21 protein-coding genes and 2 pseudogenes are annotated in these 24,207 nt (G+C 70.0%); 10 read left to right on the forward strand and 13 right to left on the reverse strand.

The features are described from left to right. Positions 1-2 precede the first annotated feature (2 nt). Entirely contained in the window at positions 3-1,460 is a 1,458-nt protein-coding gene (locus tag BLU79_RS27165; RefSeq protein ID WP_093908551.1) for a coiled-coil domain-containing protein, read from the reverse strand. Positions 1,461-1,652: 192 nt separating this feature from the next. Beyond that, a complete protein-coding gene (locus BLU79_RS27170; protein WP_093908552.1) occupies positions 1,653-2,795 on the reverse strand; it encodes an alpha/beta hydrolase in 1,143 nt (380 codons plus the stop codon). 245 nt (positions 2,796-3,040) lie between these two features. On the opposite strand from BLU79_RS27170, the gene BLU79_RS27175 reads away from it, so the two are divergent. From BLU79_RS27175 to BLU79_RS27200, 6 genes are all read left to right on the forward strand, one after another. Further along, a complete protein-coding gene (locus BLU79_RS27175; protein ID WP_093908553.1) occupies positions 3,041-4,885 on the forward strand; it encodes a phosphatidylglycerol lysyltransferase domain-containing protein in 1,845 nt (614 codons plus the stop codon). A 164-nt stretch (positions 4,886-5,049) separates the two neighbouring features. Further along, positions 5,050-5,955, forward strand: coding sequence for a dihydropteroate synthase (gene folP / locus BLU79_RS27180; protein ID WP_093908554.1), 906 nt, complete (start codon positions 5,050-5,052; stop codon positions 5,953-5,955). Beyond that, positions 5,952-6,455, forward strand: coding sequence for a nuclear transport factor 2 family protein (locus BLU79_RS27185; RefSeq protein WP_093908555.1), 504 nt, complete (start codon positions 5,952-5,954; stop codon positions 6,453-6,455). Before folP ends, BLU79_RS27185 begins: the two co-directional genes overlap by 4 nt. Positions 6,456-6,751: 296 nt before the next feature. Next, on the forward strand, positions 6,752-7,111 hold the full coding sequence (folB, locus tag BLU79_RS27190) for a dihydroneopterin aldolase (RefSeq protein WP_093908556.1): 360 nt from the start codon (positions 6,752-6,754) through the stop codon (positions 7,109-7,111). Continuing rightward, a complete protein-coding gene (gene folK, locus BLU79_RS27195) occupies positions 7,108-7,719 on the forward strand; it encodes a 2-amino-4-hydroxy-6-hydroxymethyldihydropteridine diphosphokinase (RefSeq protein ID WP_093908557.1) in 612 nt (203 codons plus the stop codon). Before folB ends, folK begins: the two co-directional genes overlap by 4 nt. A 56-nt stretch (positions 7,720-7,775) precedes the next feature. After that, on the forward strand, positions 7,776-8,264 hold the full coding sequence (locus BLU79_RS27200) for a DUF3180 domain-containing protein (protein WP_093908558.1): 489 nt from the start codon (positions 7,776-7,778) through the stop codon (positions 8,262-8,264). Positions 8,265-8,332: 68 nt separating this feature from the next. Here BLU79_RS27200 and folE read toward each other — a convergent pair whose 3' ends face one another. The 7 genes and pseudogenes from folE to dacB form a co-directional block, all read right to left on the reverse strand. Further along, positions 8,333-8,938 carry a GTP cyclohydrolase I FolE gene (gene folE / locus BLU79_RS27205; RefSeq protein WP_093908559.1) on the reverse strand — a complete coding sequence of 202 codons (606 nt, stop codon included), beginning with the start codon at positions 8,936-8,938 and terminating at the stop codon, positions 8,333-8,335. Positions 8,939-9,082: 144 nt separating this feature from the next. Further along, positions 9,083-11,122 carry an ATP-dependent zinc metalloprotease FtsH gene (gene ftsH / locus BLU79_RS27210; RefSeq protein ID WP_093908560.1) on the reverse strand — a complete coding sequence of 680 codons (2,040 nt, stop codon included), beginning with the start codon at positions 11,120-11,122 and terminating at the stop codon, positions 9,083-9,085. A gap of 207 nt (positions 11,123-11,329) precedes the next feature. Continuing rightward, positions 11,330-11,890, reverse strand: a complete 561-nt coding sequence (gene hpt / locus BLU79_RS27215) for a hypoxanthine phosphoribosyltransferase (RefSeq protein ID WP_093908561.1) — start codon at positions 11,888-11,890, stop codon at positions 11,330-11,332. Between the two features lie 77 nt (positions 11,891-11,967). Then, positions 11,968-12,882: pseudogene (tilS, locus tag BLU79_RS27220) on the reverse strand (tRNA lysidine(34) synthetase TilS); the annotation flags it as partial. A 162-nt stretch (positions 12,883-13,044) separates the two neighbouring features. Continuing rightward, a pseudogene (locus BLU79_RS50080) lies at positions 13,045-13,191 on the reverse strand (tRNA lysidine(34) synthetase TilS); the annotation flags it as partial. A gap of 211 nt (positions 13,192-13,402) precedes the next feature. Beyond that, complete coding sequence (locus tag BLU79_RS27225; RefSeq protein WP_093908563.1) at positions 13,403-14,527, reverse strand: zinc-dependent metalloprotease; 1,125 nt, start codon at positions 14,525-14,527, stop codon at positions 13,403-13,405. A gap of 82 nt (positions 14,528-14,609) precedes the next feature. After that, complete coding sequence (gene dacB, locus BLU79_RS27230) at positions 14,610-16,235, reverse strand: D-alanyl-D-alanine carboxypeptidase/D-alanyl-D-alanine endopeptidase (RefSeq protein WP_177001191.1); 1,626 nt, start codon at positions 16,233-16,235, stop codon at positions 14,610-14,612. Between the two features lie 79 nt (positions 16,236-16,314). Here dacB and BLU79_RS27235 point away from each other — a divergent pair, with 79 nt between their 5' ends. Further along, positions 16,315-16,806, forward strand: coding sequence for an inorganic diphosphatase (locus BLU79_RS27235; RefSeq protein ID WP_015658794.1), 492 nt, complete (start codon positions 16,315-16,317; stop codon positions 16,804-16,806). Between the two features lie 116 nt (positions 16,807-16,922). After that, entirely contained in the window at positions 16,923-18,557 is a 1,635-nt protein-coding gene (locus BLU79_RS27240) for a threonine/serine exporter family protein (RefSeq protein ID WP_093908565.1), read from the forward strand. A 121-nt stretch (positions 18,558-18,678) separates the two neighbouring features. Here BLU79_RS27240 and BLU79_RS27245 read toward each other — a convergent pair whose 3' ends face one another. After that, positions 18,679-19,617 (reverse strand): DedA family protein, encoded by a 939-nt coding sequence (locus tag BLU79_RS27245; protein WP_093908566.1) that lies wholly within the window; start codon positions 19,615-19,617, stop codon positions 18,679-18,681. A 136-nt stretch (positions 19,618-19,753) separates the two neighbouring features. Between BLU79_RS27245 and BLU79_RS27250 the strand changes: the two genes are divergently transcribed. Continuing rightward, the gene (locus BLU79_RS27250) at positions 19,754-20,119 is read left to right on the forward strand and encodes a YbjQ family protein (protein WP_093908567.1); all 366 of its coding nucleotides are present in this window, start codon (positions 19,754-19,756) and stop codon (positions 20,117-20,119) included. A 26-nt stretch (positions 20,120-20,145) separates the two neighbouring features. Here BLU79_RS27250 and BLU79_RS27255 read toward each other — a convergent pair whose 3' ends face one another. Beyond that, positions 20,146-20,907 carry a MerR family transcriptional regulator gene (locus tag BLU79_RS27255; RefSeq protein WP_093908568.1) on the reverse strand — a complete coding sequence of 254 codons (762 nt, stop codon included), beginning with the start codon at positions 20,905-20,907 and terminating at the stop codon, positions 20,146-20,148. 88 nt (positions 20,908-20,995) lie between these two features. On the opposite strand from BLU79_RS27255, the gene BLU79_RS27260 reads away from it, so the two are divergent. Further along, a complete protein-coding gene (locus BLU79_RS27260; RefSeq protein WP_093908569.1) occupies positions 20,996-22,417 on the forward strand; it encodes a glutamate decarboxylase in 1,422 nt (473 codons plus the stop codon). Positions 22,418-22,436: 19 nt separating this feature from the next. On the opposite strand, the gene BLU79_RS27265 is transcribed toward BLU79_RS27260, so the two are convergent. After that, positions 22,437-23,198, reverse strand: a complete 762-nt coding sequence (locus BLU79_RS27265; protein WP_093908570.1) for an ABC transporter permease — start codon at positions 23,196-23,198, stop codon at positions 22,437-22,439. Continuing rightward, a complete protein-coding gene (locus tag BLU79_RS27270) occupies positions 23,195-24,160 on the reverse strand; it encodes an ATP-binding cassette domain-containing protein (protein WP_177001192.1) in 966 nt (321 codons plus the stop codon). The genes BLU79_RS27265 and BLU79_RS27270 overlap by 4 nt, the downstream gene beginning before the upstream one ends. Positions 24,161-24,207 lie beyond the last annotated feature (47 nt).

The following is a 24,207-nucleotide window of genomic DNA, read 5'->3' on the forward strand; positions in this document are numbered from 1 at the left end:
CGTCAGGAAACCGCGCTCCGCAGTCCCTGCACATCGATCTGTTCCGTCTCGTCGTGCGCGGTCAGGTCGATGACCTGGCCGATCCCCCGGGACTCCTCGTCCGCCGGCTTGAACTCGGCCTCGGACTCGGCCTTGTGGAGGGCGAGGGCCTCCTGGCCGACGACGTCGGCGAGGTCCTCGTTCTGCACGGACTCCAGCGCGGAGGGCGCCGCCGCCCCCTGCTTGGTGCCGAAGAAGTCGAAGCCGCCCTGGATCGCCGGACGCCGTACGGGCGTCGCCGGTACGAAGGCCACGGCGGTCGGCGCGATGAAGTGCCCCGCGGGCTGCTGCGACGGGACCGAACCGGCCGCGGGCAGGGCGGGCCGGGCCTTGGCGACGGCGTCAGCCGTGGCCACCGCGTCAGCTGCGGGCATCGGCTCGGCCGAGGCGACCGGCGTGGCCGTGGCTACGGTGCCCGCCTTGGTGAGGGCGCCTGCCGTGGTGTCGGCGGTCGCGCGCTCGTGCCCGTCGACCGCCTCGGGCTTCCCCTGCGCTTCGTCCTCCAGCGCGGGCTCCTTCTCGGCTCCGCCGACGTGCTCGGCCTCGGTGGCCTGCGTTTCGGCGGCCTGCGCCTCGCTGCCCTGCACGTCGGTGGCGCCCGAACCGTCCTTCGCGGACTCGTCGTTGGACGGGCCGTCGCCCTTCGGGGGGTCGTTCTTCGGAGGCTCGTCCTTCGGGAACTCGTCCTTGGTGGACTCGCCGCCCTCCGCCGACGCGCCGCCCTTCGAGGACTCGCCGTCCTCCGCGGCCTCCTCCCCCTCGAACCGCGCCAGCGCCTCCTTGGCCCGCAGGAACAGCCGGGACCCCTCCGGCGAGAAGACCGCCGGAGCCTCCGCTGTCTCCTCGGCGGGCTCGGTCTCCGCGCCCTCGACCTCGGCCTCGGCCTCGGCAGGGGCAGCCACAGCCCCTGTTTCCTCCGCCGAAGAAGCGGCGACCGGCGCCGGCGGCAACGCGCGCGCGGGCGTTGTCGCCTCTATCTCCAGAACCCGGCGCTCCTCCAGGACGCTCGCCCGCTCGGTCTCCGCCGTGGCGTACCGCCGCAGCAGCGCCGCGTGCTCGTTGCGCAGGCCCGCGAGCTCCGTCCGCTTGGCCCGCAGCCGCTGCTCCAGCTTCATGCGCAGCTCGCGCGACTCGTCGAGGTCGGTCTCCAGCTCGGCGACCCGCTCCTCGTACCGCCACTCGTCGCTCGCACGCGCGCGCGTGAGGTCGGCGACCTGCTTGCCGGCCTGAGTGTCCCAGCGGCGCATGACGACCGCGCCGACGACCGCCGTCGCCGCGGCGGCCGCCGCAAGGCCGCGTAGCACCATGGCCTCGGAGAACACCCAGGGCGCGAGGGCACAGACGACGGAGACGCCTGCGATCGCCGACGGGGGCAGCAGCCTGTGCAAGGGCGGGGAATGACGGTGACGTCCACGTGGCATGGCCAGAAACTTACCGCGCGTAGGCGAATCTTGTTGCCCCGCCCCGTAAAAAGACAGCCATCGCGAGTCGTTCATCCGGCATCGGGAATCAGATCCGACACCGAATTAACCAAGAACCAAGATCACAAAGGCTCGTCGGCCACATCGCCGGTCACGCCGACAGCCATGCCGACGGCCATGTCGACGGGCATGTCACCAGTCCCGTTCACCTGCCGCTCCACCGCCACTCAACCGCCCGCTCATCCACTCCAGCGTCCCCGGAATCTCCCGCCGCCAGGTGTTGAAGTTGTGCCCGCCGCTTTCGAGGATGATCGACGAGATGCGGGTCAGCTTCGTGGCCTTCACGCGCTCAATGAACTTCAGTGTGTCCTTGTAGTTGGATTCTCCAACTTTGCTGCTGCTGACAAGCAGTGAAGTGTCCGGGGCCGGCATGTGCTTGAGGTACCACCACAGGTTCGCGCGATTGCGCAGTTCCTCGTCGCCCTGGAAGAGATCGCCGGTCGTGGCGTCGATGGGCGCGTTGTAGTAGGCGGATAGCCCGGCCCCCGCGGCATACGCCCGGGGATGGTGCATGGCGAGCTTCAACGCGCAGTAGCCGCCGGTCGAGTCGCCGATGATGCCCCAACTGCCGGGCCCGCCGCCCACCCTGTAGTGGCCGGTCACAGCCTCGGGCAGATCCGAGGCGAAGAACGTCTCGGTCTGCGGGCCCCCCGGAATGTCCACGCACTCCGTGTCCCGCGGCGGCGCCACGGTGGGCCGCATCATCACCAGGATCATCGGTTCCATACGGCCCTGAGCGGCCAGCCTCGCGGCCGTACGCGGATAGTCGAGCTTGTCCACCAGCGCCTGCGCCGTACCCGGATAGCCGGTGAGGACGACGGCCGCGGGGAACGTACGCGTGCGGAACTCCGGCTGAAAATACTCGGGCGGCAGATAGACGTACGCGGGCGTGGCGATGCGCGACGTCCGGCCCAGGATGTCGACCTGCTGGATCTGACCGCCCATGCGCGGGCTGGAGCTCGCCGCCCCCGGAACCCGCCGCGTGTCCACGACCCGGAGCGGCCCGCGTTCCGGCGTGTGGTCCACGACGACGCCCTGGTCTTTCTCCTGGCCGAACAGATCGGCCCAGCTGGCGTAGAACCCGAAGGCCTGGTTGGCGGCGAGGCCGACCGCCAGGAAGAGCGTCAACTGCGTGGAGAGCAACAGGCCCACGCGTCCGCTCACCGCCCGCCAGCCGTGCCGCGCCAGCCGTGGCCACAGCCACACCGTGCCGACGAACAGCCCGACGGCGGTCACAACCGCCAGCGCCAGCACCTTGTCGCTCGTGAGACCCATCGATGGTTACCTGTCCGCACTTTCCGCCCGGTTCGCGGTTTCCCCGCGCTGCCTCCCCCGCTCCTTCGCAAGGGCTTGCCCCGGACTTTCCTTGGCCTTTGAAACGGTTTTGAGGAGCTGAGTGAACCTCTCCCCCTGAGACACCGTCCTAGAGGGCGCAATGTCGCCGGATGCCCGAATCGGCACCGGATCCAAGGTCTCTCGCGGAACACTGGGATGCGATGTCTGTCAGGACAGATGTGGAAATGTCGGGCAAGGTTCCTCAACGATCAAGCCAGGTATCGAGCCAGGCAGGACATCTGTCGAGCCGCGTACGACACCTGCTGCGCGGCCCGCGCCCCGAGGCCGTTCCCGTCCTCGTCGGCAGGGCCTGCGCCCTGGTGGGCCTGCTGAACATCGCCGCGGGCGTCTTCCCGCGCTTCCGGCACAGCCGTATGCATGCCATCGCCGAAGTGCTGCCGGGATCATTCGGGCCGTTCGCGGCCGCGCTGTCGCTCAGCGCGGGCGTGCTGTTGCTGCTGCTCGCCCACGGCCTCAAGCGCCACAAGCGGCGGGCCTGGCGCGCCGCCGTCGTCCTGCTGCCGGCCGGAGCGGTGGCGCAGTTCACGTACCGCCACTCACTCATCGGCGTGCTCATCTCGCTCGCGCTGCTCACCGTGCTGCTGCGCCATCGCGACCAGTTCGCGGCGCTGCCCGACCCGCGCAGCAGGTGGCGCGCGCTGGCCAACTTCGTCCTGATGGGCGCCGGTTCGCTCGCCCTCGGGCTGGTCATCGTCAGCGCCCACCCGAACACCCTGATGGGCGACCCGAGCCTGGCCGACCGCATCACCCACGTCCTGTACGGCCTGTTCGGCTTCGAGGGCCCGGTCGACTACCAGGGCAACACCTCCTGGACGGTCGCCTTCTCCCTCGGCGCGCTCGGCTGGATCACCGCGGTCACCACGATCTACCTGGCCTTCCGCCCCGAGCACCCCGCCGCACGCCTCACCGAGGACGACGAGGTACGCCTGCGCGCCCTGCTGGAGAAGCACGGCGGCCGCGACTCCCTCGGCCACTTCGCGCTGCGCCGCGACAAGGCCGTCGTCTTCTCCCCCAGCGGCAAGGCGGCGGTGACGTATCGCGTCGTCTCCGGGGTGATGCTCGCCAGCGGCGACCCGATCGGCGACGTCGAGGCCTGGCCCGGCGCCATAGAGCGCTTCATGGACGAGGCCAGGGCCCACTCCTGGACCCCGGCCGTCATGGGCTGCTCCGAGACCGGTGCCGAGGTATGGACCCGCGAGACCGGGCTCGACGCCCTCGAACTGGGCGACGAGGCGGTGGTGGACGTCCCGGATTTCTCGCTCGCCGGCCGCGCGATGCGCAACGTACGCCAGATGGTCAAGCGCATCGAGCGCGCCGGTTACGAGACCCGGGTACGGCGCGTCCGTGACCTCGGCGAGACCGAGCTGGCGCGGATCCGGGAGGCCGCCGAGGACTGGCGCGGCACCGACACCGAGCGCGGCTTCTCCATGGCGCTGGGCCGCGTCGGCGACCCGTCCGACGGCGACTGCCTCATCGCCACCGCCCACAAGGCCGACGAGCAGCCCGGCCCGTACGGCGACCTCAAGGCGATCCTCCACTTCGTGCCGTGGGGCACGGACGGGGTCTCGCTGGACCTGATGCGCCGCGACCGCTCGGCGGACCCCGGCATGAACGAACTGCTCATCGTGGCCGCCCTCCAGGCCGCCCCGAAGTTCGGCATCGCGCGCGTGTCGCTCAACTTCGCCATGTTCCGCTCGGCACTGGCACGCGGCGAGAAGATCGGCGCGGGCCCGGTACTGCGCGCCTGGCGGGGCCTTCTCGTCTTCCTCTCCCGCTGGTTCCAGATCGAGTCCCTGTACAAGTTCAACGCCAAGTTCCAGCCCCGCTGGGAGCCCCGCTTCGTCGTCTACCGCGCCTCCGCCGACCTGCCCCGCCTCGGCTTCGCCGCGATGCAGGCGGAGGGCTTCGTGAACCTGGCCGTACCCCTGCCGCGCTTCCTGCGCCGCCGGACGACCACTGCGCGCCCCTGCCCCCACCAGGTGGCGGAGCGGGAGGTCCGCGCGGCATAGCGCGGCCCTCCCGGAACAGGCCCGAGCGGAAGCCCACGCCCCCCCACACCTGGGCTTCCGCTCGGGCCACAGCACACGCCCACCCCCAAGGCCTCGACGCAGGCCCCCCGGCTTCGCCCGGACCACCCCACGTCCCGTCCCCTGCTTGGGCCTACGCTGAACGTATGAGCAAGCAGAGCGGACGCGGGCGCGTCGCGGGACTTCCGGAGTGGGACCGGTGCGCGGTCATGGGAGTCGTCAACGTGACTCCCGATTCCTTCTCCGACGGCGGCCGCTGGTTCGACACGACGTCCGCCGTCAAGCACGGCCTCGCCCTCGTCGACGAGGGCGCCGACCTGGTCGACGTCGGCGGTGAGTCCACCCGCCCCGGCGCCACCCGGGTCGACCAGGACGAGGAACTGCGCCGCGTCATCCCGGTCGTCCGCGGCCTCGCCGCCGAGGGCGTCACGGTCTCCGTCGACACCATGCGCGCCTCTGTCGCCGAGCAGGCCCTCGCCGCCGGCGCCGCCCTCGTCAACGACGTCAGCGGCGGCCTCGCCGACCCCGCGATGATCCCGGTCGTCGCCGACGCCGGCGCCCCCTTCGTCGTCATGCACTGGCGCGGCTTCCTCCAGGGCGGGAACGTCCAGGGGACGTACGACGACGTCGTCGCCGAAGTCGCCGACGAACTCCGCGCGCGCGTGGACGCCGTCCTGGCCGGCGGCATCGCCCCCGACCGCATCGTCATCGACCCCGGCCTCGGCTTCTCCAAGGACGCCGAGCACGACCTCGTCCTCCTCGCCCACCTCGACCGCCTGATCGGCCTCGGCCACCCCCTTCTCGTCGCCGCCTCCCGCAAGCGGTTCCTCGGCCGCGTCCTCGCCGGCCCGGAAGGCGCGCCGCCGCCCGCGCGCGAGCGCGACGCCGCCACGGCCGCCGTATCGGCGCTCGCGGCGCACGCCGGCGCATGGGCAGTGCGCGTGCACGAGGTGCGCGCCACGGCGGACGCCGTACGCGTCTCACGCGCCATCGAAGAGGCACGCGCCGCGGAGAACGCGCCCAGCGCGAACAGCGCTGAAGGAGCCCGGTGAGCGCCCCCCACACCGATGTCGAGCAGGTGGAAGCCGCCAACAGCGCCTTCTACGAGGCCATGGAGCGCGGCGACTTCGAGGAGCTCTCCTCGCTCTGGCTCACCCCGGCCGACCTGGGCGTCGACGAGGAGTACCACGACCCCGCCGACAGCGGCGTGATCTCCTGCGTGCACCCCGGCTGGCCGGTACTCACCGGACGCGGCGAGGTCCTCCGGTCGTACGCCCTGATCATGGCGAACACCGACTACATCCAGTTCTTCCTCACCGACGTGCACGTCTCCGTCACCGGCGACACCGCCCTGGTGACCTGCACCGAGAACATCCTCAGCGGCGGCCCCGCCCCCGAGGGCGGCGAGGAGCTCGGCCCGCTCGTGGGCCAGCTCGTGGTCGCCACGAACGTGTTCCGCCGCACACCCGACGGCTGGAAGCTCTGGTCGCACCACGCCTCCCCGGTTCTGGCCGAAAACGACGAGGCAGAGGGCGACGGCAACGCCTCCTGAGTGGGTAGGCGCCCCCTGGAGGCGACACCCTGGAGCCACCCGCAAGGTGGTCCGCCTGGCCCCGCCGGGACCAAGAAGTGGTTGGAATCACGCGTCTGCGGGTAGGCGCGGCTACCAACCCGTGAGCCACCGGATTCCCCAGGGGAAACAAGCGATGAATCCTCCTGGCCCCGGACCGGACCCACGCCCCAGTGGCCCGGCCCTGTCAGTGCCCGCAGGTAGATTCGTTCGAGGCCGGTGTGCCGCCCGCACGCGGCAGCGACCGGCCGTCACCGACGATTGCAGGAGTGATTCGCGTGGATCGTGTCGCGCTGCGCGGCCTGAAGGCCCGCGGGTACCACGGTGTGTTCCCCGAGGAACGCAGGGAGGGCCAGACCTTCGTCGTGGACCTCGTCCTCGGCCTGGACACCCGGCCCGCCGCCGCCGACGACGACCTGGCGAAAACCGTGCACTACGGCATCGTGGCGGAGGAGGTCGTGGCCGTCGTCGAGGGCGAACCGGTCAACCTCATCGAGACGCTCGCCGAGCGCATCGCCCAGGCCTGTCTGAAGCACGAAGGGGTCCAGGAGGCCGAGGTCACCGTCCACAAGCCGGACGCGCCGATCACGGTCCCCTTCGACGACGTGACCGTCACCATCACCCGGAGCCGAGTATGACCGCGTCCTTCACCGAGGGTCACAGCGACCCGACCGTACAGCCGGTACCCGCCTCCGTCGTCGAACAGGTCGACGCCGCCGACACCACCCTCAGCAACCCCAAACGGGCCGTGATCTCCCTCGGCTCCAACCTGGGGAACCGGCTGGAGACGCTCCAGGGCGCCATCGACGCGCTGGAGGACACCCCGGGCGTCCGCATCAAGGCCGTATCGCCCGTGTACGAGACGGAGCCGTGGGGCGTGGAGCCGGGAAGCCAGCCGTCCTACTTCAACGCGGTCGTGGTCCTCAAGACCACGCTCCCCCCGTCCTCCCTGCTGGAGCGGGCCCACGCGGTCGAGGAGGCTTTCCACCGCGTACGGGACGAGCGCTGGGGCGCACGCACTCTCGACGTCGACATCGTCGCGTACGCCGACGTCGTCTCCGACGACCCGACCCTCACCCTCCCCCACCCGCGCGCCCATGAGCGTGCCTTCGTCCTCGCCCCCTGGCATGACGTCGATCCGCAGGCACAGCTTCCGGGCCGCGGCCCGGTGGCCGACCTGCTGTCCGGCATCACTCGCGAAGGTGTCGTAACCCGGCCGGACCTGGAACTCCAGCTGCCCGAATAGTCGTTAAGGTCAAGACGACACATTCCGTGGGTACTCGGGGGAGTTGAAGGGACGCCGTGAGAGAGCTGCGCATCAGGATGCTGGCCGGTGTGTTCATCGTCGCCGGAGTCCTGTCCTGGGCGGGCGCCCGCCTGTGGAACTCCGTCGGGACCCTGCCCAGCGTCCCCCTGGCCGCCCCCATCGTCCTCGCCCTGATCGCCGTGGTCCTCCTGGCCACGGCGATCTCGATCCGCGCCCGCCTCAAGGCCCAGCGCGAACGCCGCCCCGAGGCCAAGGGCGTCGACCCCCTGATGGCCGCCCGCGCGGTCGTCTTCGGCCACGCCAGCGCCCTGGTCGCCGCCCTGGTGGCCGGCATGTACGGCGGCACCGGCGTCTTCCTCCTGGAGTCCCTCGACATCCCCGCCCGCCGCGACCAGGCCATCTACGCCGGCTTCTCGGTCCTGGCCGGCATCGGAGTGATAGCGGCAGCCATCTTCCTGGAACGCGTGTGCAAGCTGCCGGAGGACGACGAGCACAATGGGGCGGGGGCGGCTCCGACGGTGTAGCGCGGGATCAGCACACCGCGCATACGGGAATCAGCGCATCGCAGATCCGGGAATCAGCACACCGGGTATCAGCGGGCCATGATGAGGCTCATCGCCTCGTTGCGCGTCGCCGCGTCCCGCAGCTGACCGCGCACCGCCGACGTTATGGTCATCGCGCCGGGCTTGCGAATGCCCCGCATCGACATGCACATGTGCTCGCACTCCACGACGACGATCACGCCGCGCGGCTCCAGGATCTCCATCAGGGAGTCCGCGATCTGCGTAGTGAGACGTTCCTGCACCTGCGGCCGGCGGGCGAAGACGTCCACCAGCCGGGCCAGCTTGGAGAGCCCGGTGATCTTGCCCGACGTGGCAGGGATGTAGCCGACGTGGGCGACACCGCGGAACGGCACCAGATGATGCTCACATGTGCTGTACACCTCAATGTCCTTCACCAGCACCATCTCGTCGTGCCCGATGTCGAACGTCGTGGTCAGCACGTCTTCAGGCTTCTGCCACAGCCCCGCGAAGATCTCCTTGTACGCCCGCGCCACCCTCCCCGGCGTCTCCTTGAGCCCCTCGCGGTCCGGGTCCTCTCCGACCGCGATCAGCAGTTCGCGTACGGCGTTCTCGGCGCGCTTCTCGTCGAATTCGCCGATGCTGCCCTCGCCGTCCAGCGTCACGGGGTCGGTCATGTGGTGCCTCGTTCCTTCGCGGGTGGCGCGTGTGGGTCACGCGTCTGAACTGCGGGCATCCGAAAATGCCGCGCCCCCCAGGCTAAAACCTGGGGGGCGCGGCATCCATTCCGGGCCCGGTGGGGTCCACCGGGGGCCGGGGTGTCAGCTCTCCGGGCGCTCCTCGGGAGCGGGCTCGGCCGCCGGGGTGGGCTCCGCCACCGTCGACTTGGCCGTGCTGATCGCCGGCGTCGCGCCGTTGGCGCCGTTCGTCAGTGCGAGCTCCTTCGGGGAGAGCACCGGCGGACGGGTGGACGGCGTACGGCGGGAGGACCCGGTCCAGGCGGGCCGCGGCGGGCGCTTGACGATCGTGGCGAAGACCTCGGCGATCTCCTCCTTGCCGAGCGTCTCCTTCTCCAGGAGGGCCAGGACGAGGTTGTCGAGCACGTCGCGGTTCTCGACCAGGATCTCCCAGGCCTCGTTGTGCGCGTTCTCGATGAGCTTCTTGACTTCCTCGTCCACCAGCGCGGCGACCTCTTCCGAGTAATCGCGCTGGTGAGCCATCTCACGTCCGAGGAACGGCTCGGTGTTGTCGCCGCCGAACTTGATGGCGCCGAGCCGCTCGGTCATGCCGTACTGCGTGACCATCGCGCGGGCCGTTGCCGTGGCCTTCTCGATGTCGTTCGCCGCGCCCGTGGTCGGGTCGTGGAAGACGAGTTCCTCGGCCGCTCGGCCGCCCAGCATGTAGGCCAGCTGGTCCAGCATCTCGTTGCGGGTGGTCGAGTACTTGTCCTCGTCCGGGAGCACCATCGTGTAGCCGAGGGCTCGGCCTCTCGACAGGATCGTGATCTTGTGGACCGGGTCGGAGTTCGGGGAGGCCGCCGCGACCAGGGCGTGTCCGCCCTCGTGGTACGCGGTGATCTTCTTTTCCTTGTCCGACATGATCCGGGTCCGCTTCTGCGGGCCCGCCACGACGCGGTCGATGGCCTCGTCCAGCATCTGGTTGTCGATCAGCTTCTTGTCCGAGCGGGCCGTGAGCAGCGCGGCCTCGTTGAGGACGTTGCTCAGGTCCGCGCCCGTGAAGCCGGGCGTACGGCGGGCGACCGCCGAGAGGTCGACGTCCGGGGCGACCGGCTTGCCCTTCTGGTGGACCTTGAGGATCTCCAGACGGCCCTGCATGTCCGGGCGGTCGACCGCGATCTGGCGGTCGAAGCGGCCGGGGCGCAGGAGGGCCGGGTCGAGGATGTCGGGCCGGTTCGTCGCGGCGATGAGGATCACGCCGCCCTTGACGTCGAAGCCGTCCATCTCGACGAGCAGCTGGTTCAGGGTCTGCTCGCGCTCATCGTGACCGCCGCCGAGGCCGGCGCCGCGGTGGCGGCCGACCGCGTCGATCTCGTCGACGAAGACGATCGCCGGGGCGTTCGCCTTGGCCTGCTCGAAGAGGTCGCGGACTCGGGAGGCACCGACACCGACGAACATCTCGACGAAGTCGGAACCGGAGATCGAGTAGAAGGGGACGCCCGCTTCGCCGGCGACGGCGCGCGCGAGGAGCGTCTTACCGGTACCAGGAGGCCCGTAGAGCAGGACGCCCTTGGGGATCTTGGCGCCGACGGCCTGGAACTTCGCCGGTTCCTGGAGGAACTCCTTGATCTCGTGGAGTTCTTCGACGGCTTCGTCCGAGCCGGCGACGTCCGAGAACGTCGTCTTCGGGGTGTCCTTGGTGATGAGCTTCGCCTTGGACTTGCCGAAGTTCATGACCCGGGAGCCGCCGCCCTGCATCTGATTCATCAGGAACAGGAACACGACGACGATGAGGACGAAGGGCAGCAGGGAGAGCAGGATGCCGACGAACGGGTTCTGCTTGGACGGCGAGACCGTGTAGCCGTCGGGGATCTGCTTCTGCTGGTACTTGTTCTGCAGCGTGTTGGCGATGTCCACGCCTTGGTCGCCGATGTACGACGCCTGGATCTTGGTGGCGCCCTCGACCTTTTCGCCGTCCTTGAGCTGGGCCTTGACGATCTGTTCGTCGCCGGTGGTCAGCTTGACCGACTCGACCTTGTTCTCATTGATCGCCTGAATGACCTGGCCGGTGTCCACCGTCTTGTAGCCGCCGGACGAGCCGACGACCTGCATCAACACGACCACGGCAAGGACGGCCAGCACGATCCACATGACCGGCCCACGGAAGTATCGCTTCACGTCCATCCATACGGAGCGGTGTCGCCCCGTCCCTCCTGCCATAGTGAGTTTGATAAGACAGTTCTTCTGACGGTACCCCAGCTTTGACGCCCGTAGCCGCACGGGCGGGCCGCCAAGCCCGTCTGCATGCTCCAACGCGGCGAGGCCCTCCGGGGTTCCCGATCTTCGTACGGGGGTTGGGCCCTTCGGGTCCGAGTCGCCGGACCGTCGGGCTCAGCCGCCGTAGACGTGGGGCGCGAGCGTACCGACGAACGGGAGGTTGCGGTACTTCTCGGCGTAGTCGAGGCCGTAGCCGACGACGAACTCGTTGGGGATGTCGAAGCCGACCCACTCCACGTCGATGGCGACCTTGGCGGCGTCCGGCTTGCGCAGCAGGGTGCAGATCTTCAGCGACTCGGGCTCGCGGGAGCCGAGGTTGTTGATCAGCCACGACAGGGTCAGGCCGGAGTCGATGATGTCCTCGACGATGAGGACGTGCTTGCCCTTGATGTCGGTGTCGAGGTCCTTGAGGATCCGCACGACACCGGAGGACTGGGTGCCGGCGCCGTACGACGACACGGCCATCCAGTCCATGGTGACGGGGGTGGACAGCGCCCGGGCGAGGTCGGCCATGACCATCACCGCGCCCTTGAGGACGCCGACGATGAGCAGGTCCTTGCCCTCGTACTCCGTGTCGATCTTCGCCGCCAGCTCAGCCAGCTTGGCGTCGATCTCTTCCTTGGTGATGAGCACCTCTTTGAGGTCGGTGCCCATGTCTTTCGCGTCCACCCGCATCACTTTCGGTCGTCCCACCGGCCGGTCCGGGCCGCTCGTGGCGACCCCTTGGAGGGGGCCGGTGGGAGGGTCCGGTTTCAGCCTTGCCGAATCACCAGTCTGCCACCCTGGCGCTGGGCCACGACTTTGCCGGGGAGATTGATGGCTCCTTGGCCGCGCCAGCCGGTGATCAGGCGGTCGACTTCCTCGATGTGGCGGGCGAACAGCGCGCCGGCCGGCGCCCCGGCCTCGATGGCGGCGCGGCGCAGGATCCGGCGGCGTACGGCGGGCGGCAGCGCGTAGAGCTTCGCGCACTCCAGGAGGCCGGCCGAGTCGCGTACGGCGGCCTCGGCCTGGCGGGCCCAGGCGTCGAGGGCGTCTGCGTCGTCGCGGGAGAGCTGGGCCGTACGGGCGAGGGCCTCGACGACGCCCTTGCCGAGCGCCTTCTCCAGGGCGGGCAGGCCTTCCTGGCGCAGCCGCGACCTGGTGTACGCGGGATCGGAGTTGTGGGGGTCGTCCCAGACCGGGAGGGACTGGACCATGCAGGCTTTGCGGGCGGTCTGCCGGTCGATGTGGAGGAAGGGGCGCCGGTAACGGCCGTTGGCCCCCGAGACCGCGGCCATTCCGGACAGGGAGCGGATGCCGGAGCCGCGGGCGAGGCCGAGCAGGACGGTTTCGGCCTGGTCGTCGCGGGTGTGGCCGAGCAGGACGGCGAAGGCGCCGTGGCGTAGGGCCGCGGCGTCGAGGGCGGCGTAGCGGGCGTCGCGGGCGGCGGCCTCGGGTCCGCCTGCGCGGCCGACGGTCACGGCGATGGACTCGACGGGGTCGAGGCCGAGTTCGCGCAGCCGCAGGGCGACCTCCTCGGCGCGCAGGTCGGAGCCGGGCTGCAGACCGTGGTCGACGGTGATGCCGCCGGCGCGGATGCCGAGTTTGGGGGCCTCGAAGGCGAGTGCGGAGGCGAGGGCCATGGAGTCGGCGCCGCCGGAGCACGCCACGAGCACGAGCGGAGAGGGGGATCGCTCGTGCGAGAGGGCGCGCGGGGGTTCCTGCGGGAATACGCCGGGGGGTTCGTACGACGGCTCACGCGCCGTGCCGTGGGCGGCGGCGGAGCTCGTGGGGCCGAACGCGACCGTGGCGAACGTGGTGGCGGCGGACAGCACGGAAAGCGCCGTCGGCGGTGTCGCGGGCGGCGTCTCGGGGGAGGTCGCGCGCGGGCCGCCGGGCGCGGGCACGTCGGATGTGCGGCTGTGTTCGGTGAGGATGTCGTGGAGGACGCGGCGGACCGCCAAACGTATCGCCGCGACCGCAGGATGGGGACCCATGTCCGGTTCCCTTCATGAAATTGTCGGGGGGTGAGCCCGGGGTCGGTCACTCAGAGTGTGTAGATGGTGACAGAACCGGGCCGTTCCCCGAGCATTGCACGCCTACCCATGGCTCACGGTCCCTCGGACGGGTGATTGGAGGGGCGTTCGACTGCCGTCGGCCGGATTCGGTTCACGACTGTCGTATGAGATGTGCGACTCGGCGCGTGATTCACGACTCCGCCTTGCGATGCACCCGCGCGACCCAGTCCGCCGGTTTGGCGATCTCCGCCTTGGTGGGGAGGGTGTTCGGGGACGTCCACACGCGGTTGAAGCCGTCCATGCCGACCTGGTCCACGACGGCGCGTACGAAGCGTTCGCCGTCACGGTACTGCCTGAGTTTGGCGTCCAGGCCCAGCAGTTTGCGCAGGGCCATGTCGAGCCTGGAGGCACCCTTGGCGCGCCGTTGCTGGAACTTCTCGCGGATCTCCGCGACGGACGGCACGACCTGGGGACCGACCCCGTCCATCACGAAGTCGGCGTGGCCCTCCAGGAGCGACATCACGGCGGTGACGCGGCCGAGGATCTCCCGCTGGGCCGGGGTCTGCACCAGTTCCACGAAGGACCGCCCGCCGTCGTCCTCCTCGGCCTCGGGCCGGCCGCCCGCGAGCGACTGCGCGGCCTCGCGGATGCGTTCGAGGACGGTCATGGGGTCGACGTCGGTCTCCCCCAAGAACGACTGGATTTCGCCCTCCAGATGGTCCCGCAGCCACGGCACCGCGCTGAACTGCGTGCGGTGCGTCTCCTCGTGCAGGCACACCCACAGGCGGAAGTCATGGGGGTGTACGTCGAGTTCGCGCTCCACGTGCACGATGTTCGGGGCGACGAGGAGGAGGCGCCCGCCGCCGTTCTCGCCCGCCGGGAGTTCGCGGGTGGCGGGGGCGAAGGTCTCGTACTGGCCGAGGACGCGGGAGGCCAGGAAGGACAGCAGCATCCCCAGTTCCACACCGGTGACCTTGCCGCCGACGGCACCGAGCATCGCGCCGCCGGGGCTGCCGCCGCGGCGCTCCTGCATCTTGTCGAGCAGGGGCTTGAGGATTTCGCGGAACCCGGCGACGTTCGCCCGCACCCAGCCGGGGCGGTCGACGACGAGGACGGGGGTGTCGTGGATGTCGTCCGTGCCCATACGAGTGAAGCCCCGGACGTGTTCCTCCGAGGCCTTGGCGTGTCGGCGCAGCTCGGCGACGACGGCCCTGGCCTCGTCACGGCTCACCTCCGGGCCCGGCCGTACGAGCCGGGTCGCGGTCGCCACCGCGAGATTCCAGTCGACCATCTCGGCACCACCGATGCTCGTCATGTGTCAACCGTACGTGAGCGTTCCCACTTGGGGCAGGCCGTGCGGGGTTGGCTCGGTTGCTCGGGGGTGCCGGTCGTTGAGGTCAGCCGCAGCCACAGGACGCCAATGCCGTGGCCGTCCTGTCCAGGGCCGACTGGGCCGCTCCCGCGTCCGTCGTGCCGGTGGCCAGGAAAGCGAAGGCCAGGAGGCGGCCGTCCTGGTCAACCACCGTGCCGGCCAGGGTGTTCACGCCGGTCAGGGTGCCTGTCTTGGCTCGTACGATGCCTGCCGCGCCGTCCGTGTAGCGGCTGCTCAGGGTGCCGGTGAAGCCTGCTACGGGGAGGCCGGTGAGGGTGGCGCGCAGTTCCGGGTGGGCCGGGTCGGCGGCCTTGGCCAGGAGGGCCGTGAGGAGGTCGGCGGTCAGTCTGTCGTCGCGGTTGAGGCCGCTGCCGTCCTTGAAGGCGGCGCCGGCCACGGGGAGTCCGAGCTTGCGCAGCTGGGCCCGGATCGCCTGGTCGGCGCCGTCGAAGTCGGCGCGTTCGCCGCTGGCCACGGCCGTCTGGCGGGCGAGGTGCTCGGCGATGTCGTTGTCGCTGTTGGTGAGCATGCGCTCGACCAGGGCGGAGAGCGGGGGCGAGGAGACCTCGGCGAGCGACTCGGCGCGGTTGGTGGCCTTGGAAGGGCCGGGGGACGTGGTCTTGATGCCCTGGTCCGCGAGGAAGGACGCGAACTTGGTCGCAGCGTCCTTCGCCGGGTCCGCGACCCGGGTCACCGGGCCGCTGAGGGAGTCGTCGGTGCGGGCCTCGTCGGCCATCAGGGCGGTGACCCGGGCGAGGTTGCCGTTCACCCCGATGGGGTGCAGGTCGGGGCCCGGGTAGAGGGTCGTGTCGTACGAGAGGGTGACCTCGCGCAGGTCGTGCTTCTCCAGCGCCTCGGCCGTCTTGGCGGCCAGCTCACGCAGACTCGCCCAGCCGTCGGCCTCCTTGCGGGCCGTCAGCGTGGGGTCGCCGCCGCCGACCAGGACCAGTTCCTTCGTGTCGGGTTCCAGGGCGGTGCGGGTGACGAGGCGGTGGTCGGGGCCGAGGGCGGCGAGGGCGGCCGCGGCAGTGGCGATCTTCGTCGTCGAGGCCGGGGTGAGGGGCACGGAGGCTCCGTCGCCGTGGAGGCGCTTGCCGGTGGCCACGTCCACGACCGCCGCGCTGCGCTTGCCGAGCTCCGGGGCGCCCAGGAGCGGGCCCAGGACGCCGGCGAGGGCCTTGCCGTTCGGGGCCGACTTGACGGTGCTGGTGCCGCCGCCGAGGCCGGTGAGGACGGAGGCCGCGCTGGGGGCGGGAAGAGGCGCCTCGGTCGGCGAATCGGACGTATCGGTATTACGGCCGTGATCTGTGCCACCCGTGCGCTCCTGGGCGGCCGCCCGGTCCCGCTCGGCCGTACGCTGACCGGTGGAGTCCCAGGGGCCGACGGCGGTCACCACGCCGACGGCCAGCGCCAGTCCGGCGGTGGCGGCGCCCGCGGTGTACTGCCAGGTCTTCGGCCTTGTGATCCGCGCGGCCTGCGGAGAGGCGGCTCGTGCGAGCTGTGCGACCCGCGGTTTCGCGGCCGTCGCAGCGCGCGTGAGACGGGGGCGTACGGCCTCCGCGGCCCGTGCCAGACGCGGTCGTACGGCGCCCGCGAACCGCCTCAAATGCGGTCTCGCGGCTCGCCAAGGCCTCAGCTCTGGCACGACCACCAGCCCCTTTCGCGATCACACACCTGCGTGAGGGACACTTAACCACCAGAACTATGTGCTGATCATGGAGGAGCCACCGGTGGAGTTCGACGTCACGATCGAGATTCCGAAGGGTTCGCGGAACAAGTACGAGGTGGACCACGAGACCGGTCGGATCCGCCTGGACCGTCGCCTCTTCACCTCGACCGCCTACCCGACCGACTACGGCTTCGTCGAGAACACCCTCGGCGAGGACGGCGACCCGCTGGACGCGCTGGTCATCCTGGACGAGCCGACCTTCCCGGGCTGCCTCATCAAGTGCCGTGCGATCGGCATGTTCCGTATGACGGACGAGGCCGGCGGCGACGACAAGCTGCTGTGCGTGCCGGCGACGGACCCGCGCCAGGAGCACCTGCGTGACATCCACCACGTCTCCGAGTTCGACCGCCTGGAGATCCAGCACTTCTTCGAGGTCTACAAGGACCTGGAGCCCGGCAAGTCCGTAGAGGGCGCCGACTGGGTGGGCCGCACCGAGGCCGAGGCCGAGATCGAGCGGTCCTACAAGCGCTTCAAGGACCAGGGCGGCCACTGAGGCACCAGCTGCTTCGAGCCATGTGAACGGGCTGTACGCGTGCGCGTGCAGCCCGTTCGTGTGTCTGTGCGCATACTGAGGGCGGCAGGAGGTGTCGTACAGGGAGTGCTACGCAGGTGACGGACGCGGAGGATCGCAAGCCGCAGTCGGACGAGGCGAGGATGGCCTTCATGCCGCCCGCCGGCGTCGAGGTGGGGGAAAGCGAGTCGGAGACCACCTCCGAGTTCGCCCTCCCCAAGGGGCTGGACGCACTGCATCCGCCCGCCCCGGAGTCCGAGGGATCGGCGTTCAGCACACCGAGCGCCTACAGCGTCGAGGACGCCCCGCCCGCGTTCACTCCGCCGGGCGGCATACCGATGGTCAGCCTGACCAAGGACCTGCCCTGGCAGGACCGGATGCGCACGATGCTGCGGATGCCGGTGACCGAGCGGCCCGCGCCGGAGCGGATGCCGAGGGTGGAGGAAGAGGGCCCGGCCGTCCCGCGCGTGCTCGACCTGACCCTGCGTATCGGCGAGCTGCTGCTGGCCGGCGGTGAGGGCGCGGAGGACGTCGAGGCGGCGATGTTCGCGGTCTGCCGTTCCTACGGCCTGGACCGCTGCGAGCCGAACGTCACCTTCACGCTGCTGTCGATCTCGTACCAGCCGTCTCTGGTGGACGACCCGGTGTCGGCGGCGCGTACGGTTCGGCGGCGCGGCACCGACTACACACGCCTGGCCGCCGTGTACCGGCTCGTCGACGACCTCAGCGACCCGGAGAGCCACCACCTCTCCCTGGAGGAGGCCTACGGGCGGCTCGCGGAGATCCGCCGCAACCGGCACCCGTACCCGACCTGGGTGCTGACCGGGGCGAGCGGGCTGCTCGCGGGGGCGGCCTCCGTGCTGGTCGGCGGTGATGTGATCGTGTTCGTCGCGGCCATGCTGGGCGCGATGCTCGGCGACCGGCTGGCGTGGCTGTGCGCGGGGCGTGGGCTGCCGGAGTTCTACCAGTTCACGGTGGCCGCGATGCCGCCTGCTGCGATAGGGATCGCGCTGACGCTGGCGCACGTCGACGTGAAGGCGTCGGCCGTCATCACCGGTGGGCTGTTCGCACTGCTGCCCGGGCGGGCGCTGGTGGCGGGTGTGCAGGACGGCTTGACGGGGTTCTACATCACCGCGTCCGCGCGGCTGCTGGAGGTCCTGTACTTCTTCGTCGGGATCGTGGTCGGGGTGCTGGTGATCCTGTACTTCGGGGTCAACCTCGGCGCCAAGCTCGACCCGGACGCGGCGCTGAACATCTCCGATCGGCCGTCGTGGCAGATCGGGGCGTCGATGCTGTTGTCGTTGACCTTCGCGGTGCTGTTGCAGCAGGAGCGGCACACCGTGCTGGCCGTGACCCTCAACGGAGGGGTCGCCTGGGTCGTGTACGGCGCCCTGCACTACGCCGGTGACCTCTCGCCGGTGGCCTCCACGGCTGTGGCGGCGGGGTTGGTGGGGTTGTTCGGGCAGCTGATGGCGCGGTATCGGTTCGCGTCGGCGTTGCCGTACACGACGGCGGCGATCGGGCCGTTGCTGCCGGGATCGGCCACCTACTTCGGGCTGTTGTCGATCGCACAGAACAAGGTGGATGCGGGGCTTGTCTCGCTGGCCACGGCGGCTTCTTTGGCCATGGCCATCGCTATTGGGGTCAATCTCGGGTCGGAGATCTCCCGGTTGTTCCTGCGGATCGGATCGCCTGAGAAGCGGCGGGCCGCCAAGAGGACGCGGGGATTCTGAACGCCGGGTGCCTACTGGCTCGTGAGCTTCTGACCGACGGCGGCTGCGAGTTCGTTGTGGTTGATCGCGCCCACGCGGCGGAGCCGCATATCGATACAGCCCCGCGCCCCTGAAGGGCGTGTCAGTACCCCTGGTTGGGCGGGTACTGCTGGTTCTGCTGGCCGCCATAAGACTGCTGCTGGCCGTAACCCTGCGGGTACTGCTGGGCGTACGGCTGCTGCTGTTGGGGCTGCTGGCCGTAGTGCTGCTGGTCATAGCCGTGCTGTTGGTCGTAGCCGCCGTACTGCTGCTGGCCCTGGTTGCCGTACTGCTGCCCGCCCTGGTCGCCGTACGGCTGCTGCTGGGGCTGGTCGTCGGACGGGATGCGGCGGAGCTGGGTCGTCGCGTCGTCCATCGGCATGTGCTGGTGCTGGACGGGGGCCGGGGCCTCGGCCGCCGCGCGCTTCTTCTTGGCGCGCTCGCGCAGGTACTCGATGATGATCGGCACCACGGAGACGAAGACGATCAGGACGAGGATCGCCTCGACGTTCTTGTTGATGAACTCGATCTGGCCGAGCCAGTAGCCCGCGAGGGTGACGCCGGTGCCCCAGGCGATGCCGCCGATGACGTTGTACGTGAGGAACGTGGCGTACTTCATACGGCCGGCGCCCGCCACGATGGGGGCGAAGGTGCGCACGATCGGCACGAAGCGGGCGAGGACGATCGCCTTCGGGCCGTACTTCTCCATGAACTCGTGCGCCTTCTCCAGGTTCTCCTGTTTGAAGAGCTTGGAGTTGGGTCGGTTGAAGAGCTTCGGGCCGAAGAACTTCCCGATCATGTAGCCGACCTGGTCGCCGATGACGGCGGCCAGCACGATGAGCGTGCAGACCAGCCACAGGGGCTGGGTGATGTAGTTCCCCTCGGCCACGAAGAGACCCGCCGTGAACAGGAGAGAGTCTCCCGGCAGGAACGCGAAGAGGCCGGACTCGGCGAAGACGATCAGCAGGATGCCGGGAAGGCTGAAGGTCTCGATCAGGTAGTCCGGGCTGAGCCACTCGGGGCCGAGCGCAAGCGTGGTCACGTGACTGTGGCTCCTGCGGGGAAGGGGCGGGCGGGGCGGGGCTGACTGCTCAAATTATCAACGCTGCACTGGACGCCCAGGTTCCATGGACCCGTTCAGGATGCACTGTGCCCCCGCTGGGACAAAGCTGTGAGTCATGGGCATCGAAGAGTACGGCGGCGGGCAGGGACCCCAGCCCGACGTTCTGGTAGTGACCACCAACGACATTCCCGGCTACCGGGTCACCTCGGTCATCGGCGAGGTCTTCGGACTGACCGTGCGCTCCCGGCACGTCGGCAGCCAGATCGGCGCCGGGCTGAAGTCGCTCGTCGGAGGTGAGCTCAAAGGGCTCACCAAGACGCTCGTGGAGACCCGTAACCAGGCCATGGAGCGGCTCGTCGAGCAGGCACGCGCGCGTGGCGCGAACGGCGTGCTGGCGTTCCGCTTCGACGTGACGGAGGCGGCCGACGTGGGCACCGAGGTGTGTGCCTACGGGACCGCGGTGGTCCTGGCCCGGGAGTGACCCGTACGGGATCCCGGGCCAGGAGCCTAGGAGGAGTGCCGGGCGGCGTTGGCGACGATCGCGTCCCTCAGGTAGACCGCGAGGCCCGGCTTGGCCTGGTCGATGTTCTGGGTGAACCGCTCGTCGGAGACGTACATCTCGCCGAGGCAGGCGTGCATCTCGTGCCCGCAGTCGTAGTGGTTGCGGGCGATCCCCTGGCGGTGCTCCTCGGCGGCGTCCATGGCCGCCTCGGAGTCGGCCGGCTCACCGGCCTCCATGAGCGCGACGAAGCGACGGCTGAGTTCGTCGGCCTCGCGCTGGATCCGCTGCCAGTCCTCCTTGGTGTACGAGGCGGCGCGCTGCTGTGACTGCCGATAGGCGTCGGTGTTGCCCCAGCGTTCCTGCACCTCCTCCTCGTACTGGTCCGGGTCGAAGTCCCCGAACACCTCGAACTTCTCCTCCGGCGTGAGATTGATCCCCATCTTGCGTGCCTCCATGGCGTGCTCCACGGCCGCCGCCATCTTCTGCAGCTTCTCGATCCGGGCGGTCAGCAGCTCGTGCTGCCGGCGCAGATGTGCGCGCGCGTCCGCTTCCGGGTCGTCGAGCAGGGCGGCGACCTCTTCCAGAGGGAAGCCGAGCTCGCGGTAGAACAGGATCTGCTGCAGCCGGTCGAGGTCGGCGTCGCTGTAGCGCCGGTGGCCCGCGTGGCTGCGCTCGCTGGGCACGAGCAGGCCGATGTCGTCGTAGTGGTGCAGGGTGCGCACCGTCACTCCGGCGAAGCCGGCGACCTGTCCCACGGAGTAGCTCACTTCCGCTCCCTTCTCGGTACGCCCTCCACGGTGCGTCCTCACGCGGCGTGAGGTGCAAGCCCGGCGGCCCGGATCTACCGTCGTATACATGCCACTGCATCGTGGGGACAGCGAAGCACCTGACCACAAGGGCGACGGGCGCAGGATCGCCGTCAACCCCTTCTACGGCGAGGCGAACCCGGCCGGCGGCATGACCGAGGCGCCGCCCCGACACCGGCTGCCCGACACTCCCCTGCCGCCGTCGACGGCATACCAGCTGGTCCATGACGAGCTGATGCTGGACGGCAACTCCCGGCTCAATCTGGCCACCTTCGTCACCACCTGGATGGAGCCGCAGGCCGGGGTGCTGATGGGTGAGTGCCGGGACAAGAACATGATCGACAAGGACGAGTACCCGCGCACCGCCGAGCTGGAGCGGCGCTGTGTGGCGATGCTCGCCGACCTGTGGAACGCGCCCGATCCCGCGGTGGCCGTCGGCTGCTCCACCACCGGGTCCAGCGAGGCGTGCATGCTCGCCGGGATGGCGCTGAAGCGGCGCTGGGCGCGGCGCAACGCCGACCGGTATCCCGGCGCGCGCCCCAATCTCGTGATGGGCGTCAACGTCCAGGTCTGCTGGGACAAGTTCTGCAACTTCTGGGAGGTGGAACCGCGGCTGGTGCCCATGGAGGGCGAGCGGTTCCATCTCGATCCGCAGGCGGCGGCCGAGCTGTGCGACGAGAACACCATCGGGGTCGTCGGGGTCCTCGGCTCCACCTTCGACGGGTCGTACGAGCCGATCGCGGAGCTGTGCGCGGCCCTCGACACCCTCCAGGAGCGGACCGGGCACGACGTCCCGGTGCATGTCGACGGCGCGTCCGGCGCGATGGTCGCGCCGTTCCTGGACGAGGACCTGATCTGGGACTTCCGGCTGCCCAGGGTCGCCTCGATCAACACCTCGGGGCACAAGTACGGGCTGGTCTACCCCGGGGTCGGCTGGGCGCTGTGGCGGGACCGGGAGGCGCTGCCCGAGGAGCTCGTGTTCCGCGTCAACTACCTGGGCGGCGACATGCCGACCTTCGCGCTGAACTTCTCCCGGCCGGGCGCTCAGGTGGTGGCGCAGTACTACTCGTTCCTTCGGCTGGGCAGGGAGGGGTACCGGACCGTGCAGCAGGCCTCGCGGGACGTGGCCGGGACGGTCGCGGAGGCGGTGGAGGAGTTCGGCGACTTCCGGCTGCTGACGAGAGGCGACCAGCTGCCCGTCTTCGCCTTCACGACAGCGCCGGAGGTGAAGGCGTTCGACGTCTTCGACGTCTCCCGGCGGCTGCGCGAGAAGGGCTGGCTGGTCCCGGCGTACACCTTCCCGCCGAACCGCGAGGACCTGTCCGTCCTGAGGGTCGTCTGCCGCAACGGTTTCTCCGAGGACCTCGCCGAGCTGTTCGTGGAGGACCTGGGCCAGGTACTGCCGGAGCTGCGCCGGCAGTCGCACCCCCTGACACGGGACAAGGGTGCGGCCACCGGCTTCCATCACTAGGGCCTGTCCCAGGGCGCGGCTAGCGGCTCAGGCGGGCGAACCTCCTTACCGCGAGCGGGAAGAACACCGCCAGGAGCACCAACGGCCATACGATCGCCGCCACCACGTGCTCCGTGCCCGTGCCGCCGAACAGGTCGCGTACGGCCGTCGCCGTGTGGGACATCGGGTTCCACTCGACGACCGTGCCGAGCCAGCCGGGCATGGTCTCGGAGAGGGCGAGCGCGTTGGACAGGAAGCCGATCGGCCAGACCAGGATCTGCACCGCCTGCACCATCTCCGGCTTCCCGGCCACCAGCGCCAGGTGGATGCCGATCCACAGCATGGCGAAGCGGAAGAGCAGCAGGAGGCCCAAGGCGCCCAGGAAGGCTCCCGGACCGCCGTCGGCGCGCCAGCCGAGCGCGTAACCGACGCCCATGAGGACGAGCAGTGCGAGCGCCGACTGGAGCATGTCGGCCACCGAACGGCCCACCAGAACCGCGCCGTTGGCCATCGGCATGGACCGGAAGCGGTCGATCACGCCCTTGTTGAGGTCCTGGGTGACCGCGATCATCGTGCCCTCGAGGCCGAACGCCATGGTGAGCGCGAGCATGCCGGGCAGGAGGTAGTCGATGTAGGAGCCCTGGACGCCCCGGCCGCCGCCGATGAGGTAGCCGAACATCAGCAGCAGCATCACCGGGAAGACCAGGTTGACCACGACCTGCACGGGCTGCCGCGCCCAGTGGGCGAGTTCGCGGCGGGTCATGGTCCAGGAGTCGGTCAGGGCGTAGGTGGTCGTGCTCATGCGGGCTCCTTCACTCGGCGGTCGTCCCCGGTGAGGTGCAGGAACACCTCGTCCAGTGTCGGCCGGCGCAGCGCGACGTCCTCGGCCTCGATTCCGGCTTCCTCCAGGGCGCGTACGACCCCGGAGAGCGCCGCCATCCGGTCGGTGACGGGAGCGCTGAGCAGGCGGCGGTCGGGGTCGACCGAGACGGCGTCCTTCGGTACGGGCAACAGGGCCACCGCCGCGCCCAGTTGGCCGGCGTCGCGCAGCACGATGTCGATGCGGTCGCCGCCGGTCAGGGCCTTCAGCTCGTCGGCGGTGCCGTCCGCGATGACACGGCCGACGTCGACGACCGAGATGCGGTCGGCGAGTTGGTCGGCCTCCTCCAGGTACTGGGTGGTGAGCAGGACCGTCGTGCCGCCGCCGACCAGGGAGCGGACCGCGGACCAGACCTCGGCGCGACCGCGCGGGTCGAGTCCGGTGGTGGGTTCGTCCAGGAAGAGCACCTCCGGGTCGGTGATGAGTGAGGCGGCCAGGTCCAGCCGGCGCCGCATGCCTCCGCTGTACTGCTTCACGGGCTTACGGCCGGTGTCGGCGAGTCCGAAGCGCTCCAGGAGCTCGCCGGCTCGCACGCGCGCGTGGCGGGCGCCCAGGTGGTAGAGGCGGCCGAACATCTCCAGGTTCTGGTCGCCGCCCAACTCCTCGTCCAAGGCCGCGTGCTGGCCGAGGAGACCGATCCGCAGACGTACCTCGTACGCCTGCCGCACCACATCGCGCCCGGCCACCTCGACCCGGCCGCTGTCCGGCCGCAGCAGGGTGGACAGGATCCGGACCAGGGTTGTCTTGCCCGCGCCGTTCGGGCCGAGCACTCCGTGCACCGTGCCGCGCGCGACCGTGAGGTCGAGCCCGTCCAGTGCGTATCTGCCGGCTTTGCCGCCGTACTTCTTGCGTGCCCCTTCGACGGTGATCGCCGCGTCGGCCACTGAGACTCCCTCGTTAGTCAAACTTGACTACCAGCTCGAAGCTAGTG

It is taken from the genome of Streptomyces sp. cf386 (assembly GCF_900103585.1).
Classification (GTDB): domain Bacteria; phylum Actinomycetota; class Actinomycetes; order Streptomycetales; family Streptomycetaceae; genus Streptomyces.